Source organism: Rickettsia koreansis (genome assembly GCF_046532895.1).
Classification (GTDB): Bacteria; Pseudomonadota; Alphaproteobacteria; order Rickettsiales; family Rickettsiaceae; genus Rickettsia; species Rickettsia rickettsii.
The window spans coordinates 401,000-416,855 of record NZ_WHLZ01000001.1 but is presented as its reverse complement, the minus strand read 5'-3'; the positions used below and the strand labels follow the sequence as shown (position 1 = coordinate 416,855).

Genomic DNA, 15,856 nt, shown 5'->3' with positions numbered 1-15,856 from the left:
AAGGTCATTGCGAGCGACTAAAAGGAGCGTGGCAATCTCAGGAATCTTGCCTGAGATTGCTTAGTCAAAACTTACAATTTTTCCTCGCAATGACGATGTAGGTACAATATGCTCCACTCTAAAGAACTCTTAAATTCTATTGTACGACAGGATTTTCATAGTTTTATAATTAAGGTATTTAATACTATTAATCCTGGAGCGGAGTATTATCCAAGTAAGCATATAAGAATAATTACCGATTATTTAAATGCCGTGTAAAGCGGTGATATTAATCGTTTAATAATTAATATACCGCCAAGGAGCTTACTACAATCTATTTGTGTTAGTGTTGCTTGGCCTGCTTATTTATTGGGGGTGAATCCTACCAAAAGGATTATGGTTGCCAGCTATTCTCAAATACTTAGCATTAAACACTCACTAGATTGTCGGTTCATTTTAAATTTTGATTGGTATAAAGAACTTTTCCCAAGTACTATCCTTAGTAAACCCCATAATCAAAAAAGTAAGTTTTTAACGACAGCTAATGGCTTTAGATTTGCAACATCGGTTGGAGGATCAGCAACAGGTGAGGGCGGTGATATCTTAATGATCGATGATCTTCATAACCCCACGCAAATTCATTCTTATAAAATACGTAAGAAAGTTATAGATTGGTTTGAGCAAACTTTTGTTAGCAGACTAAATAATCGTAATAAGGGAGCGATAGTTTTAGTGATGCAGCGTCTGCATACGGATGATTTATCCGGTTATCTACTTAATAATAGCAATTCATGGTATCATTTAAAAATTCCGGCGATTAGCATTCAAGATTACTCCTTTAAATTAATGAATAAAGAATATCAATATCTTAGTGGTAAAGTTATTAGACAGCTATAAAGAACCTCCTGATTGTTGAATGAAATTAGAGCAGGAAATAGGTAGCTATAATGATAATGCTCAATATTTACAAGAACCGATAGCACAAAGGTCATCGTTACTGAATATGGAAGATATTAGCTTTTATGAAAATCTACCTTCAAGATTTGATTATTTTGTGCAAAGCTGGGATACGGCAATTAAGATTTCCGAAGATTCCGATTATAGTGTTTGTAATATATGGGGGATTCTTGAACAGAAATATTATCTAGTATCATTAGTACGGAAAAAAATTAATTATCCTGAGCTTAAGAATTTGACGGAAAAACTAACTAGAGAATATCAGCCAAAATTTATATTAATCGAAGATAAAGCAAGTGGTCAACAATTGATTCAAGATATAGGATTTTTAGGTGGTAATATTAGAGTGACAGGGGTTAAACCAAGCTTTGATAAAGTTATAAGATTCGCCTCGGTAGTTCCTTTATTTCAATCAGCTAGTGTTCTAATACCTAAACAATCAAGCATAATTTAAAAGGAATTACTGAATTTTCCCCATATTAAAAATGACGATATAGTAGATTCAGTTAGCCAGTTCTTGAATTTTATGAAGGATAAATCTTTTAAATATCCTGCAAGGATTAGGAGTTTAATATAAAAATAGTTGCTTTTTTGTATGGATGTTGGTAGTATTTATGTTATTCCCGTGAAAGCGGGAATCCAGTACAAATACAATTATCTGTTTATGGATTCCTGCTTTCGCAGGAATGACATAGGATTGTAGTATGATAATGATTAGGCTGGGTAGCAAAGTGGTAATGCCGTGGACTGCAAATCCTCTATTCGTCGGTTCGATTCCGACCCTGGCCTCCATTATAGAAATTAAAACATCTTATGGCATTTATTGTGCAATTCCTAGAAATGCTTTTAGCCGAGAGAGCATTGTCAAAAAATTCAATACTTAGCTATAAGCGTGACTTATTCGATTTTCAAAATTATCTTGCTAAACAAAAATTATCCGAATTAAATATTACTACTGAGAATATTAGAGACTGGATTGAGTATCTAGCAAGTAATGATTTGCAAGCACGTTCAATCAACAGAAAAATCTCAACTATAAAAAGTTATTATGAATTTTTAATTAGCGAAAACCATACCGCGTTTAATCCGGTTCTTAACGTAGATTTGCCAAAATATCACAATAAACTTCCCGAAATATTATCTATAACTCAAATTAAATTGTTACTTGAACATTGCGCTCACGATAATTCTCCCGAAGGTATCAGGCTTAATGCTATGATTCATTTGCTTTATGCTAGTGGTCTTAGAGTCTCGGAGCTTGTTAGTCTTAAGCTTGCTGATATTCTGACTAATAAAACGTCTAAAGGAGAAGTAAGAAAAATATTTTCGGTACTTGGTAAAGGTAATAAGGAAAGAGTCATAGTAATAAATGAACAGGCAGTTATCAGTATTGCTAAATATCTTGCAATTAGAGATGTTTTTGTGAATAAAGCTAAACCAAGCAATCTAATTTATTTATTTCCCTCATCAGCTTTAGCGGGTTATATGACTAGGCAAAATTTTGCTATTCTGTTAAAATCTGCTGCCCTTTATGCAGGACTTAACCCTGAGTATATTTCTCCGCATATATTACGTCACAGTTTTGCAAGTCATTTGCTTGAGGGCGGAGCAGACTTAAGAGTAATTCAAGAGCTGCTGGGTCACGCTGATATATCTACTACCCAAATATATACTCATCTTCAAACTAATCATCTCAAAAAAGCATTGTTGCATCATCCTCTCAATAAAAATTAATTTATCTTAATCTTCTATAAAGTACTTGTTAATATTTCTTAACTAAATATAATATTCCTTATTAATATGTAAGGAATAAATCATATGAAGCTAAAAGACATTATGAGCTCTTGTATTAGTAAACCTAGAGAAATTGAAGAAGAACATCCTGGATTAGCTCAAAAGAAAGAATCAGGATACAATGTTTATGCCGGGTTAGGATGCAAAAATCAAGAAGTAAAATTTAGCAACTGTTATGAGTTACTTAAAAAAATTCAACAAGGAGAAATAACTTTAGAAGTTCTAGAAAATTTAAGGAAATTAAAAATAGATGATAAAAAATCTTTTCTAGCAGATGTAGAAGAGATTATATCTAACAATAGGTTACATGAGCTTAATGCAACAATAATGAAACATGCTTTAGATTTAGTTGATTATAAAGATGCAGCTTTTTTACTTCGTAGAACAAAAGAGGATAGTATATTTCGAGATCTAATATATTTAGAAGCAAAAGAAAACAGGTTTACTGTAGAAATTGATAAAAAAGGAACTTTGAAAATTAACCTTCCTAGTGGGGTACTTGAGCTTTACAAGCTATTAATTGATAATTTCTATTTGAAAAAATTTGCGGAGAAGGCATTGCAGAAAAAATTATATCAAGCATTGTTCAGTGATCTCAACATTCCTTTTGAAGAACTAATTGAAAAAGAGGAATTGCAGAAAAAATTATATCAAGAATTATTACCTGATTTCAAAATTCCTTTTGAAGGACTAAATTTTTTTGAAAATTTTATGGAATGCTTAAAAGGCTTGTATATTAAAAATAGTTTAGCACAAAGCATAATGAGTTTATTTGTAAGTAGAGATATTAAAGAACATGCTATATGTGAAGAATTACTTGAATTAGATACATTTAAAAAATTATTTGAGGCAAAAATGTCATTATATGGAACTTCTGATGATTCTAAATTATTAGTAGTTGATTATGTATTAAATGATGTACAAGGTGTTTATATTACCAATTTAACATCTTCAAATATTTTAGATTTAGTAATGCATAGTCAATCGAATAATGAAACAATAGAATCAATAGAAATTTTGGGTAATAGCTCAGAACCAGTATGACTTTGCTAGATACTGTTTTAAAGTTTTGATTATAAATATAGTAAAAACATCTAGAAATTAATTTAATCTATCATTAATATTTAAATAATTATAAGTGAGATTAATACTAAATATGGATACAAAAAATAAAAAAGAAACAGTGAATACTGAAACAAAAAATTTAGCAAATTTAGTTATCCAAGAAATAGATAACAAAAATTTTGATTTTGTTGTTTTGCAAAAGATGCAGCAGGCTTTTAGTACTGCAAGTAAGCAAAAACAAAGAGAAGCTTTTATAAGTTTGTTAGATAAAAAGCTTAATAAAGAGCAATTACATAAACTCAATCAAGCAATAATGGAAAATGCAAATGAATTAATGCCGGATAACGATCCTAATTTCGTTTGTCGTACTCCTAATAATAAAGTTTTTCAAGAAATATTATTATTGGAAGCCAAACGTTCAGGTATGAAAGCAAAATTTAATGATAAAGGAGAATTACAATCTCTTGATGTAAAAGATATAACACAGGAAATATTAGATCACTATCGTATTTTACAAGAAAAATTTTATCCCAAAAGAGATTCTAAAGATTTGATAGATAGTAGAATAGCTCAAAGTATTAATTTTTTATTATATGCTCCACTTTTCCGAGAATCAGATATATATACAAAATTAGGTTTAAAATCTGCTGAGATAGAGCGAGAAATACAAGATCCTAACGGTAAGTATGCTAAACAATTAGTAGATGCTAAAATAGGAACTAATATAAATTTTAATACCAAAGCAAATTTAGAAAATAAAGCGCATGAAGGAAAAGAAACTAAGATATCTTCAATAATTGAAAAAGCAATAACAAAACTCAAGAAAGACAAAAAAGTAAATATTGAAGATAAGAGACAAGGAGAAATAAAAAGGCATTTATCTAAATCCTTAGAAGGAGCTTCTGATTATATATTAACATTCAAAAAAAATGATTTAGTAGATGTAATATATCAAGGATTAGATAAAAGACAAACTTGGTGGTCAAAGATTGTTAATTATATAGGTATAAAATCATATTCCATTTCTAAAAAAAATCTTGAGAAAATAGGCACAATAATAAATAGTGAAATGAAAAATTCTCATACTCCTTTAACGATAGAAGTACAAGAACAGTTAAAACAAATCTCAAAAGAGTTAAATAGATTAAATAATCTGGTATTGCCGTTAGAGGCTAAAAAGGTTCAGGAAAAATCTAAAAAACCGCCTGTTCCTCCAAAACCTGAACACCTCAAAAAAAGAAATCATGGATTGTGATGATTTTGTTGTGTGACTTGAAAAATACAGTTGTCATCCTGTGATTTATTCACGGGATCTAGCTTAAAATACTAATATTATTAGTATTTTTTATTGTTTGTATGGATCCCGTGGTCAAGCCACGGGGTGACACAGTGGATTTTATTGGTCTACACAAGCAAGCCTTTTGCGGGAATGACATTAATCCCTAATTTATAATTTATTACTTCCCATAATATTATAACCGCAATCTACATAATGGATTTCACCGGTAACACCTTTAGATAATTCACTAAATAAATATACTGCTGCTCCTCCTACATCTTCTTGGGTAGTATTACGTTTTAACGGTGCGGTTGCAGCGTGAGATTTAAGCATAGTACTAAAATCACCTATTGCACTAGATGCTAAAGTTTTGATAGGTCCTGCCGAAATAGCATTTACCCTAATATTATTTTCTCCCATATCGTTTGCTAGATATTTTATACTAGCCTCAAGTGCAGCTTTGGCTACTCCCATAACGTTATAATTAGGTATAACTTTTTCAGCGCCGTAGTAAGTTAATGTCACAATGCTTCCGCCATTATGCATTAAGGCTTCTGCGGACCTTGAGAGTTCTAAAAGAGAGTAACATGATATATGTAAAGAATTATGAAAATTTTCTAAGCTAGTATAAACATAACGTCCTTTTAATTCATTTTTATCGGCAAAAGCCATACCGTGAAGTAAGAAATCGAAGCTACCCCATTTCTCTTTTATATCATCAAATAAATTACTAATTGATTTTGGCTTCGTAACATCAAGTTCGCTAACAAAATTACAACCTATTTCCTCAGCGAGTGGTTTAACTCGTTTTTCTAGTACTCCCGATTGATAAGTAAACCATAGCTCTGCTCCGTGTTTTTTAGCAAGCTGTGCAATCGCCCACGATATTGACATATTATTTGCAATACCTGTAATTAAGCCTTTTTTTCCTTGTAGTAATCCTGTAGTCATTTATTTACTCATTATATTAAAACTTGCTGAAAATGATAGCATGATGTATTATTTTGTAAACAAATAATCGATAAAAATGTATAAACCTAAAATCATCTGTTTACTGCTTGGGATATTAAGCGGTTTAGTTTTTGCTCCGACTTTCTTTATACCGGCATTATTAACGTTATCTTACTTATGTTATATAGTTCAAAAATCCGAAAATTGGCAAGAAGCCACAAAATTTGGTTATTTATTCGGTTTTGGGCATTTTTTAAGTGGAATATATTGGATAAGTATCGGTGTTAGCGTTTATATTGCAGATTTTTGGTGGGCAATTCCTTTTGCGTTATTTGGACTACCTATAGTTTTAGCTTGCTTTATATCAGCAAGCTGCACGCTTAGTTTTTTTGCTAAAAATAATAAATATTACCAATTTATATTCTGTTTATGTTGGGTATTATTTGAGTGGGTACGTTCGTGGATTTTTACCGGTCTTCCTTGGAATTTGATCGGTTATGCTTTTTCGTTTTCAGATATTTTAATACAGCCTTTAAGTATAATAGGGATATATGGGCTTAGTTTTATAGTTATATATATTTCTACATCAGCTTATCCTTTATTTAGCAAGCAATTTACTCAGTTAAAAATATTACTAGCTAGTTCAGTCCTAGTATTAACCATCATTGTCATTTACGGAGCAGTAAGGCTAAGTAATAACCATACAAATTTCACGGATATAAAAGTACGATTAGTGCAACCTTCAATACCTCAAACCGAAAAATGGAATGAAGAAGAATTTTGGCATAATTTAATGCTACATATTAATTTATCGGAAAATTTGGAACCTACCGATTTAATTATTTGGTCTGAGGCAGCATTAGTAGTACCTGATGATATACCGCAAGTTAAATCAAAATTATTAAAAATGCTAAATTCTACAAATGCTATTTTGATAACAGGAGGAATTTCGGATAATAAAAAACAAGGTGATGAGTTTGAACTTTACTCAGCTATGTATGCTCTTGATAAAAATGATCATAAATTATTTGAATACCATAAATCACATTTAGTACCTTTCGGTGAGTATATGCCCCTTAAAAAGATACTACCGTTTAAAAAATTAACTCATGGTTTAATTGATTATAAAGAAGGAAACGGAGGGCTTGTTTATCTTGAAAAATATAATCTTAAAATTAAACCTTTGATTTGTTATGAATCTATTTTTTCTGATTTTGTACGGACTAATAATGAAATAGCCGATGTAATAATTAATATTACAAATGATGCATGGTATGGTAAATCCAGCGGTCCATATCAGCATTTTCATATTAGTAGAAGTAGAGCTGTAGAGAATGGTTTACCTATGATTAGAGTAGCGAATAACGGTATTTCAGCTATAGTAGATCCTTTTGGCAGAACAATAAAAAAACTAAATCTAAATGAAATAAATTATACTCAAGGTTTAATTCCTAAAAAACTAATCTCTCCCACTATATTCTCGCAATTCGGTAATTTTACTATTTTATTACTCATCGTTTTTATACTTTTAATTAATTATTTATTAGCCTTGATTCTTGATAATCAAAGGGTTTTAGCATTATTATATTAAATTTTTAATAAAGTTGCTTGATTAAATATAAAGTAATATATACTACATTTAAAGTTGAATAGCCTTTATAATTAATTTTAATTAATTAAAGCTTATTGTTAAAATGAATGATTCAATAAAACATCCAGACAAACTCGCAAGTGAACGTTTAAAAGAACGACGTCTTGCTGTAGGTATTAGCCAACAAGAATTAGGGCAAGCTTTTTCGATATTAGTGCTCTCCAAGTTAAAAAATATTAAGAAGGTTAAAGTAATATACCTATAAGTAGGTTATATGTTTTTGCAAAAGTTGTAAATACGCCTTTAAAATATTTCTTTAATAGTCCTGAAGAAGAAAAGTTAAAAGCTGACAATGAAAATACTCCTAATAATAAAATTGAATATCTATTCAAAGAAATAGAAAGTGATTTCTTAAATAATATTGCTGAAGAAGAAGGGCAATATGAACATGACGTCTCTTTTGATTATAAATGAATTATCAAGGACTATGGAAAGAGCACTTTTATCGTTAACTAGAACATTTACTAGAGTACAAAATCCAAATATTAGAAAAATAATCATTGAACTTGTCAGATCAGTATAGATACCTTGTGAATAATATTTAAATTTTCATTGACTTAGCATTACCAAAGTATTAATTGTGGTTAAGGTTTAGTAAATTCTGAACTGTCAACAATTACTAAATATATTGGAGGAAGGTTATGAGTAAAAGTAAGGCTATTGAAAATAACGGTATTAGTAATACCAATAGTCCAAATGGTAAATATATAGCCCCAAGACCGGAAGGAGTAAAACCTACCTGTGTAGTAATTACTTATTCTGTAAGCAAGGATATTAAGGCTGTTCGTGAAGTATTGGATGAGCGAGGTGCAAGTGTTCATTACATAATTGATAAGGATGGGACTCAAAAAGAATATCATAATGATTTAACAGATCAAGCTTTTTATGCAGGCAAGAGTAGTTGGAAAGGAGAAGTAGGTGTTAATAAGTTTGGTATTGGAGTCATGCTTATTAATGATGCAAAAAGTGATTTTCCTGAAGAGCAAATAGGGAAATTAAAAGAATTTCTTAAGGATGTAGCAGAAAGATATCCAAATTTAGATTTAAAACATGATTTAGTCGGTCTTGGTGAAGTAACTGTAAACCGAGAAGTCAATGCTCATATAGCTCCTGGATCAAAATTTCCTTGGAAAGAATTAGCTGAAGCTGGTTTTGGTAGATATTTTGAGACTACGCAAGAGCAAAAGAGTGAATTATTATTAAGTCTTGATAGTACTGGAGAAAAAGTTAATACTTTACAGGAAAATTTAAAAGAATATGGCTATGGAGTAGAATCCACAAGTACATTTGATCAATTTACTCAGCAAGCAGTTAGAGTATTTAATGATCGTTATGGTACAGGTTTACCAAACGAAGAGCCACCTGTAAGTTGGACTGAAGCAGGTCAAGATGTTCTATCGCAATTACTAGGGCAAACGGAACAAACAGAAAATGTATAGTTTAAGAAATGAATCCCTTTTTCATTTTATAAGCCTTGCTGCATGGGTACTGAATCGTCATTAAGAGGATGAATGGCTTGTTTAGGTCATTCCTGCGTGGATCGATTCCACGCCTGTCATCCCGCGACTTGATCGCGGGATCCAATTTAAAATACTAAAAATTTAGTATTTTAAAGTTACTTTTATGGATGCCGTGGTCAAGCCACGGTATGACACCAAATACATTTTTCGATCTACGCAACAATGTTATGCGGGGATGACATCGAGTAGGTTTTTTGTAGCCGTGCAACAACTTTATGCAATAATAACGTTTCGTAAAAGCGGTTATGACATCGAAGTATAGGCTATCTCAAGTAATTCTTTTAGGCAATACTATTTATTGGTTATTGACATAATCTAAAAATGGTGCTAAACATTAAAAATTAAGAGGCTATCTGTAAATAAGTTTTAATTAGCCTTAAAATTTATTTACAGATAGCCTCTAAGGTAGAGCTTTCTTGACTATTTAGATTCTAGTCAAAGCAAGATAAGTTTTTTATCTTTACTTTATATTTCTACAGTTAAAAATATTTATGATATCTTTAAATGTTAATAGTTTAATACAAAATTGGCGTTGGCGTAGATAATTTTTGGCGTTTATGTGTTTGCTATATGCAAATTTAAATTTTGATTATTAAATTATAACTTATAACAGGATATTAAAATGTTTATCTCTAATATTTTTCAAAAATTTTTTTCTTTTCTTTTTGTTTTATTCATCACAGCTGCAGTTTATGCGGGTCAAAAAAAAGTAGCAGTCATTGTTCCACTTGAACATGCCGCAATGACTGAGATTATATCAGGAATTAAAGAGTCGCTAAAAGATATAGATGCAGAAATTATAGTTAAAAATGCTCATGCTAATTCTAATATTTTACTTGCCATTATAAAGCAAATAAAAGATCAGGATATTGATGTAATAATTCCAATAGGCACGACAGCCAGCCAAACTGTTATTTCTCATATAACAAATAAACCGATTGTGTGTGCTGCTGCTATGATTAATAGTAAAAACCTACCTTTAGTTACCGGTGTTAACGATGAGATACAAATCACTGACACCATTAGTAAATTACCTTTTTTACAGAATATCACTTTAATTTATAGCAGTAGCGAGAAAGTTATACCTGAAGTAGAAATGTTAAAATTATATGCTGGAAAAAACAATATTTCTCTGCATACGGTAATGATATAAAATTTCAATGATATGCCTGTGGCTGTAAAAAATGCTCCTGAAAATACGCAGAGTTTTATAATTTTGAAAGATCATTTAATAGTCAGTGGGATTAATATTTAAAAGCAAGAAGCATTTAAACGCCGTATTCCGATAATTGCTTCCGATGAAGGTTCGGTAATTAGCGGGGCAACTATTGCGGTAGGAGTACAAGAGAAGCAAATAGGCGTAGAAGCAGGTTTAATGGCAAAAAAAATCTTACAAGGAATAGAACCGAAAGATATTCCATTTGGGGATATGAAAGACTTAACTTTATTTATTAACCTTAAATCATTTGTTAAACAAGATATTCTTACTAAAGAAAATTTATCCGTACTTCCTTTCGCGCGTAAAGAACTTGAAGAGTAGTAACATGAACATTTTAGTTACTGCTCTTGAGCAATCCTTAATAATGCTGCCGCTTATTTTAGGGATGTATATAAGTTATCATATTCTCAAAATTACCGATCTTACCGTAGACGGTACTTATGTACTTGGTGCGGCAGTGTTTGCCCGCAGCCTTTCATTTGGGTTATTTCCTGCATTAATATTTGCCGTAATAGCAGGCGAGTTAGTGTTATGCAGAAGAATAACTGCATTAACGGGCTTATAGCCGGAATACTTGCAAGTTTTATGCTTTATTCGGTTAACTTACAAATTATGCAGCGTCCTAATATATCGGTTCTTTGGTATGCCGACTCTATTATCTCTATTATCTGTATTAGATCTCAAAAATTGGTTAATACCTTTAGTAATAATCAATTGTCTTATTATATGTTCAGTTATAATTTTATTAAAAGGTAAGCTCGGTTTATTTCTGCGTGCTTTTGGTTTTAATAAAGATTTATTGATTAATTTAGGAAAACCTGCCGAGCTTTACCGTACTATCGGTTTTAGCATAAGTAATTGTTTGGCTGCTTTAACCAACCGGTACTTTATCTGCACAAGTAAATGGTTTTGCCGATATTAATATGGGTTTCGGGGTGGCACTAGTCGGTATTGGTGCAATTGTTATAGGGCGTCATATTTTAATCCATGCTAATAATTTTAATGCGTTTAAAGAGATATTTTCTTGTTTGATGGGTATATTATTTTACTTTATTGCTCTGGGCTTTTTACTCCGAATTGGCATCGATCCCATAAATCTTAAGCTTATTTTAGGGATAGTATTGTTTATTTCGTTGAGTTCTGTAAAAAGAGGGGCTTTATGAAACCTTATTTATATGCAGAAAATATACAGTTCAAAGTTAAAGAAAGAACCGAACCTATAATTGCTGAAACTACTTTAAATATTGCTAAAGAAGAGTTTGTTGTAATATTGGGTCATAACGGTAGCGGTAAGTATACTGTAGTTAAAATACTTGCCGGCTATTTAAAACCTACTAGCGGGAAAGTGTGTCTAGATCAAGTCAGAATCGATAAAATACCTAAAGGACAAAAAGCTTTTACATTAGTTACATTAACACAAAAAGCTGAAGAGAGGCTATTTACCGAGCTAACCCTTGAAGAAAATATCATTTTGTGGGAAAGTAGATTCTCTAGTAATGAACGGTTAGCAAGTAGCGAGTTGTTAGAGCTTACAGGTGCGCCTAAACGCTTTTTGTCTTTACTTTCACAGCCATTAGGTAAATTTTCCGGTGGAGAAAAGCAGATTATACTGTTGGCACTTATCATAGCTCATCCACCTAAAATATTATTTCTAGACGAACATACGGCACATTTAGATCCAAAAGCTTCTTTGGAAGTGATGAAAAAAACAGCAGAGATTATAGAGAAACATAAGATCACTTCCGTTATGATCACGCATAATTTAGAAGATGCCGTAAATTACGGCAAAAGGCTTATAGTCTTAGATAGTGGTAAGGTAGTACTAGACTACCTAAAACCACCGGGTTTTTCTTTAAAAGAACTTAAAGAGATTTAAACTTAGAATTGAATATCTGCACCTATCTGTCCGGCTAATTCAGTACCGAAAGAATATTCACAAATATAATCTATTAACTCACTTTTTACATTCTCGTTAGTAGTCTGATAAAGAAGCACGAAATTAATAATATCATCCTTATTTTCTCTATTGTAAGGCGTGTCTTCACTTCAGCCAATAACTTTTCTTCTGTTGAAGTTGATGGAGCCGGTACTACTATAGGGGTTGCTACAGGAGTAACTAATGCTGGAGCTGCTACAGGATTATTATCATTAACATTATAATTTAAAACTTTTTTTATTAACTCTGCTCTTGTATCTTCATTAATACTAATCTCAATTAATGTATTAATAATGCCATCTTTATCTTCACCGTTTTTAAGACGTTGCATAACATCTTTTAATAATTTTTCGTGTGTATTTTTTGCAAACCCTTCTTCATCCGGACTTGTCCCTTTGTCTAATAAAATTTTAGCTATTTCTTGAGTGCTTGCATAAAATAATGCCGTATTTCCTTGTTCATCTTTAGCATTGACATCATGACCTTGCTCAATTAATTTTTGAACAATATTTGCATTTCTGGCTGAGGCTTCTATACTAAACGGTGTACGGTTGTCTTCAGCTTCAATTCAGGTGTCATGTATTTCATGGTTTGGTGCACGTACATTGTCCTCTGCTGTTATTTCTGTAGAAGTAGTGGTTGTTACTGGTGCCGGTGCTGCTACCGGAGCTATTACTGGATTATTATAGTTAATATTATAATTAAAAAGTTTTTCTATTAATTTCTCTCTTGTGACATCATCTATATCAGAATAAAATTCAGGATTCATAATTAATCCGTTGATAATTTTATTTTTATCATCCTCATTTTTAATATTTTTCTTCATCTCAGCAAGCTTTTGTTCTGCTTTGAATTCAGGCAGTGCTGAGCGTGCATTAGCGGAATCAGTTAGTATTTCTTTAATTTCTGGTTTAGATGCATAATCTATAGTTTTTTTCCTTTAGCATCTAAAGCATTAACATCGGCACCTTGTGAAAGTAAAAGTCTAACATTATTTACATTCCCTATACGTGCTGCATTATGTAAAACCGTACTACCGTCTTGAAGTCTGTAATTAGCATTATTTGTTGGTTGATTCATCATATAAATATTCCTTTATATAAATATTCCTTTATGTTTAAATATTATTTTGTCGTGCGAGCATTATACATAATATTTTGAATTTCTGCAAGCTAATAATTAATTTTTTAACTATTTATTAGATTTTGTATAAAACAAAACGAGGAGTAAACAGATTAGAAGACCGATATTTAAGAGTAGATTATACTCTGTCATAGAAATACCAAAGATTTTGATAGCGGGTTTCATGCAGGACGTGATTGGCTGCGAGTAGAACATTTGTTTGATGTGTTGTATAGACAAGCCTTTCGGGATACGAAGCATTGATGAACAAAGAGCACTTGGTTGTACTATGCCTCTTTCTACGAAACTATGATAGGTTGATAATATACAAGAGCTAAGGATAGTTAGGAGAATGAATATTAAAGTATACTTACTTAACTGTCGGATGATTAAAGCAGTTAAGCAAATTTTGATTAGGGTTAAATAGGGAAATCGTTCGTAAACGCATAAAGGACAGGGTGTATAATGGAATATATATTCAGCAATATAAGCGGTAGCAAGTGCTATTATAGAAATTGCAATCAGTCCTAAATGTAGAACTTTATAGTTATCTTTTCTGATGTAATTTATAATAGTATTAAATGGCATGATTTTTTTGTTCTTAATGTCATTGCGAGCGACTGCCAGGAGCGTGGCAATCTCGGGAAGTTTGATGAGATTGCTACGTCGCTTCGCTCCTCGCAATGACGGCGTTTAATTTGATATTTTACAAATAAATAAATTTAGTATATTGTCACTGATTATTAATTAAAGCGCAAGAAAAATCAATGTCAGAAATTTGGAAAGATGCTATTAAGTCAAACGCGTGGCCTTTTGTTGAGGCTAAGAAGATATTAGATAGCTTAAACGGTAAAATTCCTGAGAAGGGGTATGTATTATTTGAAACGGGTTACGGTCCTTCAGGTTTACCTCATATCGGTACTTTTGGTGAAAATGCCCGTATGGTGATGGTACAGAAAGCATTTGAGCAATTATCCGATATTCCGACTAAACTCATTTGCTTTTCCGATGATATGGACGGGCTTCGTAAAGTACCTAGCAATATCCCAAATCCTGAAATGGTGGCACAGTATATGGATATGCCGCTTACTTCTATCCCTGATACATTCGGTGAATGTGAAAGTTATGGGCATTATATGAATGCAAAGCTTCGCTCATTCCTTGATAAATTCGGTTTTGAGTATGAATTTTATAGCAGTACTAACTGTTATAAAGCTGGTATGTTTGATGAGATGCTGATAATGGTGCTTGAAAAATATGACGAGATAATGGAGCTAATGCTACCGACTTTTAGAGAAGAGCGCAAGGCTACCTATTCACCTTTCATGCCTATATGTCCGAAAACAGGTAAGGTACTGCAAGTACCTATAGAGAAATGGGATGCTAAAGCAGGCACTGTAACGTATAAAGACAAAGCCGGTAATTATATAGAAGTACCGGTAACGGGAGGGCATTGCAAATTACAGTGGAAGCCGGATTTTGGTATGCGTTGGGCTGCGCTTAAAGTCGATTATGAGATGTACGGCAAAGACCATTTGGCAAATGCTCGTCTTTATTCGGAAATTTGCCGAATCCTAGGAGGAAAGCCGCCGGTGCAGTTATGTTATGAGTTATTCTTAGATGAAAACGGTGAGAAAATATCAAAATCAAAAGGTAATAGTATTAGCATTGATGATTGGCTTAAATATGCTCCTGTTGAAAGTATGGCATTATTTATGTATCAAAATCCGACTAGAGCTAAGCGTTTGTTTTTTGATGTAATTCCTAAAAATGTTGATGAATATATTACTTTTAATCAGAAATATCATTTAGAAGAGGATAGGGCAAAGCGTTTTGCAAATCCCGTTTATCACATCCATCACGGAAATGTACCGAAAATTGAGACTTTTGGAATTACCTATTCGTTGCTTTTAAATCTTACTTCTGTGTGTAATCCTTCGGATAAATCGGTGCTTTGGGGATTTATTAGCAAATATGAGCCAAAAGCAACTCCAAATACTAACCCTTATCTTGACCATTTAGCAGAATTTGCTATAAGATATTATAATGACTTTATTAAAGCACATAAATCATATTTATCTCCTTCTGAAAAGCATAAGGTTATTTTGCAGGATATATTAGATATGTTATCTGATATAGCTGATCAAACCGAAGCTGAAGCAATTCAGAAAGCAATATATGATATAGGAATGAAAGCAGGATATGAAAATCTGCGTGATTACTTCAAAGATTTATATCAAATATTGCTTGGACAGAATGAAGGTCCAAGACTTGGGACTTTTATAAAGCTTTACGGGGTGCAGGAAATGAAAAAGCTGGTTGAAGGGCAGTTGTAGCCTATATATCATTCCCGCATGGGTATCTAAGCGTCATTGCGAACGAA

At 32.0% G+C, this 15,856-nt stretch carries 15 protein-coding genes, 1 tRNA gene and 3 pseudogenes; 13 read left to right on the top strand and 6 right to left on the bottom strand.

The genetic code is table 11. The features are described 5' to 3' along the window. Positions 1 to 354 precede the first annotated feature (354 nt). The 6 genes from GCO76_RS02355 to GCO76_RS02330 all read left to right on the top strand — a co-directional run bounded on the left by GCO76_RS02355 (position 355) and on the right by GCO76_RS02330 (position 5,050). On the top strand, positions 355 to 876 hold the full coding sequence (locus tag GCO76_RS02355; RefSeq protein WP_410956043.1) for a hypothetical protein: 522 nt from the start codon (positions 355 to 357) through the stop codon (positions 874 to 876). A gap of 19 nt (positions 877 to 895) precedes the next feature. Then, positions 896 to 1,390, top strand: a complete 495-nt coding sequence (gene terL / locus GCO76_RS02350) for a phage terminase large subunit (protein ID WP_410956042.1) — start codon at positions 896 to 898, stop codon at positions 1,388 to 1,390. 263 nt (positions 1,391 to 1,653) lie between these two features. Next, positions 1,654 to 1,728 (top strand) — tRNA-Cys (locus tag GCO76_RS02345). A 21-nt stretch (positions 1,729 to 1,749) separates the two neighbouring features. Next, positions 1,750 to 2,670, top strand: a complete 921-nt coding sequence (locus GCO76_RS02340) for a site-specific tyrosine recombinase XerD (RefSeq protein ID WP_410956041.1) — start codon at positions 1,750 to 1,752, stop codon at positions 2,668 to 2,670. Between the two features lie 84 nt (positions 2,671 to 2,754). Then, complete coding sequence (locus tag GCO76_RS02335; RefSeq protein WP_410956040.1) at positions 2,755 to 3,774, top strand: DUF5410 family protein; 1,020 nt, start codon at positions 2,755 to 2,757, stop codon at positions 3,772 to 3,774. A 112-nt stretch (positions 3,775 to 3,886) separates the two neighbouring features. Continuing rightward, positions 3,887 to 5,050, top strand: coding sequence for a DUF5410 family protein (locus tag GCO76_RS02330; RefSeq protein ID WP_410956039.1), 1,164 nt, complete (start codon positions 3,887 to 3,889; stop codon positions 5,048 to 5,050). Positions 5,051 to 5,242: 192 nt separating this feature from the next. Here the strand turns inward: GCO76_RS02330 and fabI are convergent, their stop codons facing one another. Further along, positions 5,243 to 6,025 carry an enoyl-ACP reductase FabI gene (gene fabI / locus GCO76_RS02325; RefSeq protein ID WP_045805466.1) on the bottom strand — a complete coding sequence of 261 codons (783 nt, stop codon included), beginning with the start codon at positions 6,023 to 6,025 and terminating at the stop codon, positions 5,243 to 5,245. 76 nt (positions 6,026 to 6,101) lie between these two features. Here fabI and lnt point away from each other — a divergent pair, with 76 nt between their 5' ends. From lnt to GCO76_RS02295, 6 genes and pseudogenes are all read left to right on the top strand, one after another. Continuing rightward, positions 6,102 to 7,616, top strand: a complete 1,515-nt coding sequence (gene lnt / locus GCO76_RS02320; protein WP_103896835.1) for an apolipoprotein N-acyltransferase — start codon at positions 6,102 to 6,104, stop codon at positions 7,614 to 7,616. A gap of 103 nt (positions 7,617 to 7,719) precedes the next feature. After that, a complete protein-coding gene (locus GCO76_RS02315; RefSeq protein WP_410956038.1) occupies positions 7,720 to 7,881 on the top strand; it encodes a hypothetical protein in 162 nt (53 codons plus the stop codon). Between the two features lie 436 nt (positions 7,882 to 8,317). Beyond that, positions 8,318 to 9,115 (top strand): N-acetylmuramoyl-L-alanine amidase, encoded by a 798-nt coding sequence (locus GCO76_RS02310; RefSeq protein WP_410956037.1) that lies wholly within the window; start codon positions 8,318 to 8,320, stop codon positions 9,113 to 9,115. Between the two features lie 703 nt (positions 9,116 to 9,818). Continuing rightward, positions 9,819 to 10,736 (top strand): annotated as a pseudogene (locus GCO76_RS02305) (ABC transporter substrate binding protein). Between the two features lie 4 nt (positions 10,737 to 10,740). Next, a pseudogene (locus GCO76_RS02300) lies at positions 10,741 to 11,578 on the top strand (ABC transporter permease subunit). Next, a complete protein-coding gene (locus GCO76_RS02295; protein WP_410956036.1) occupies positions 11,575 to 12,291 on the top strand; it encodes an ATP-binding cassette domain-containing protein in 717 nt (238 codons plus the stop codon). Before GCO76_RS02300 ends, GCO76_RS02295 begins: the two are co-directional and overlap by 4 nt. 85 nt (positions 12,292 to 12,376) lie before the next feature. Here GCO76_RS02295 and GCO76_RS02290 read toward each other — a convergent pair whose 3' ends face one another. The 5 genes and pseudogenes from GCO76_RS02290 to GCO76_RS02270 all read right to left on the bottom strand — a co-directional run bounded on the left by GCO76_RS02290 (position 12,377) and on the right by GCO76_RS02270 (position 14,061). Next, positions 12,377 to 12,769: a hypothetical protein gene (locus GCO76_RS02290; RefSeq protein ID WP_410956457.1), complete on the bottom strand. Its 393-nt coding sequence runs from the start codon at positions 12,767 to 12,769 to the stop codon at positions 12,377 to 12,379. Beyond that, positions 12,767 to 12,859: pseudogene (locus GCO76_RS02285) on the bottom strand (ankyrin repeat domain-containing protein); the annotation flags it as partial. The gene GCO76_RS02290 and the pseudogene GCO76_RS02285, both read right to left, overlap by 3 nt. Positions 12,860 to 12,919: 60 nt before the next feature. Further along, entirely contained in the window at positions 12,920 to 13,177 is a 258-nt protein-coding gene (locus GCO76_RS02280; protein ID WP_410956482.1) for a hypothetical protein, read from the bottom strand. 98 nt (positions 13,178 to 13,275) lie between these two features. Further along, entirely contained in the window at positions 13,276 to 13,434 is a 159-nt protein-coding gene (locus GCO76_RS02275; RefSeq protein ID WP_245207399.1) for an ankyrin repeat domain-containing protein, read from the bottom strand. Between the two features lie 108 nt (positions 13,435 to 13,542). Continuing rightward, positions 13,543 to 14,061 carry a disulfide bond formation protein B gene (locus GCO76_RS02270; RefSeq protein WP_410956035.1) on the bottom strand — a complete coding sequence of 173 codons (519 nt, stop codon included), beginning with the start codon at positions 14,059 to 14,061 and terminating at the stop codon, positions 13,543 to 13,545. Between the two features lie 179 nt (positions 14,062 to 14,240). Between GCO76_RS02270 and GCO76_RS02265 the strand changes: the two genes are divergently transcribed. Beyond that, a complete protein-coding gene (locus GCO76_RS02265) occupies positions 14,241 to 15,809 on the top strand; it encodes a lysine--tRNA ligase (RefSeq protein WP_410956034.1) in 1,569 nt (522 codons plus the stop codon). Positions 15,810 to 15,856 lie beyond the last annotated feature (47 nt).

Excerpts from the sequence above, each read along its gene's own strand:
- GCO76_RS02315 (WP_410956038.1), top strand. The coding sequence starts at position 7,720 with ATGAATGATTCAATAAAACATCCAGACAAACTCGCAAGTGAACGTTTA.
- GCO76_RS02280 (WP_410956482.1), bottom strand. The coding sequence starts at position 13,177 with ATGAAGAAAAATATTAAAAATGAGGATGATAAAAATAAAATTATCAAC.
- fabI (WP_045805466.1), bottom strand. The coding sequence starts at position 6,025 with ATGACTACAGGATTACTACAAGGAAAAAAAGGCTTAATTACAGGTATT.
- GCO76_RS02275 (WP_245207399.1), bottom strand. The coding sequence starts at position 13,434 with ATGATGAATCAACCAACAAATAATGCTAATTACAGACTTCAAGACGGT.
- GCO76_RS02270 (WP_410956035.1), bottom strand. The coding sequence starts at position 14,061 with ATGCCATTTAATACTATTATAAATTACATCAGAAAAGATAACTATAAA.
- GCO76_RS02335 (WP_410956040.1), top strand. The coding sequence starts at position 2,755 with ATGAAGCTAAAAGACATTATGAGCTCTTGTATTAGTAAACCTAGAGAA.
- GCO76_RS02310 (WP_410956037.1), top strand. The coding sequence starts at position 8,318 with ATGAGTAAAAGTAAGGCTATTGAAAATAACGGTATTAGTAATACCAAT.
- GCO76_RS02330 (WP_410956039.1), top strand. The coding sequence starts at position 3,887 with ATGGATACAAAAAATAAAAAAGAAACAGTGAATACTGAAACAAAAAAT.
- GCO76_RS02295 (WP_410956036.1), top strand. The coding sequence starts at position 11,575 with ATGAAACCTTATTTATATGCAGAAAATATACAGTTCAAAGTTAAAGAA.
- lnt (WP_103896835.1), top strand. The coding sequence starts at position 6,102 with ATGTATAAACCTAAAATCATCTGTTTACTGCTTGGGATATTAAGCGGT.
- terL (WP_410956042.1), top strand. The coding sequence starts at position 896 with ATGAAATTAGAGCAGGAAATAGGTAGCTATAATGATAATGCTCAATAT.
- GCO76_RS02265 (WP_410956034.1), top strand. The coding sequence starts at position 14,241 with ATGTCAGAAATTTGGAAAGATGCTATTAAGTCAAACGCGTGGCCTTTT.
- GCO76_RS02340 (WP_410956041.1), top strand. The coding sequence starts at position 1,750 with ATGGCATTTATTGTGCAATTCCTAGAAATGCTTTTAGCCGAGAGAGCA.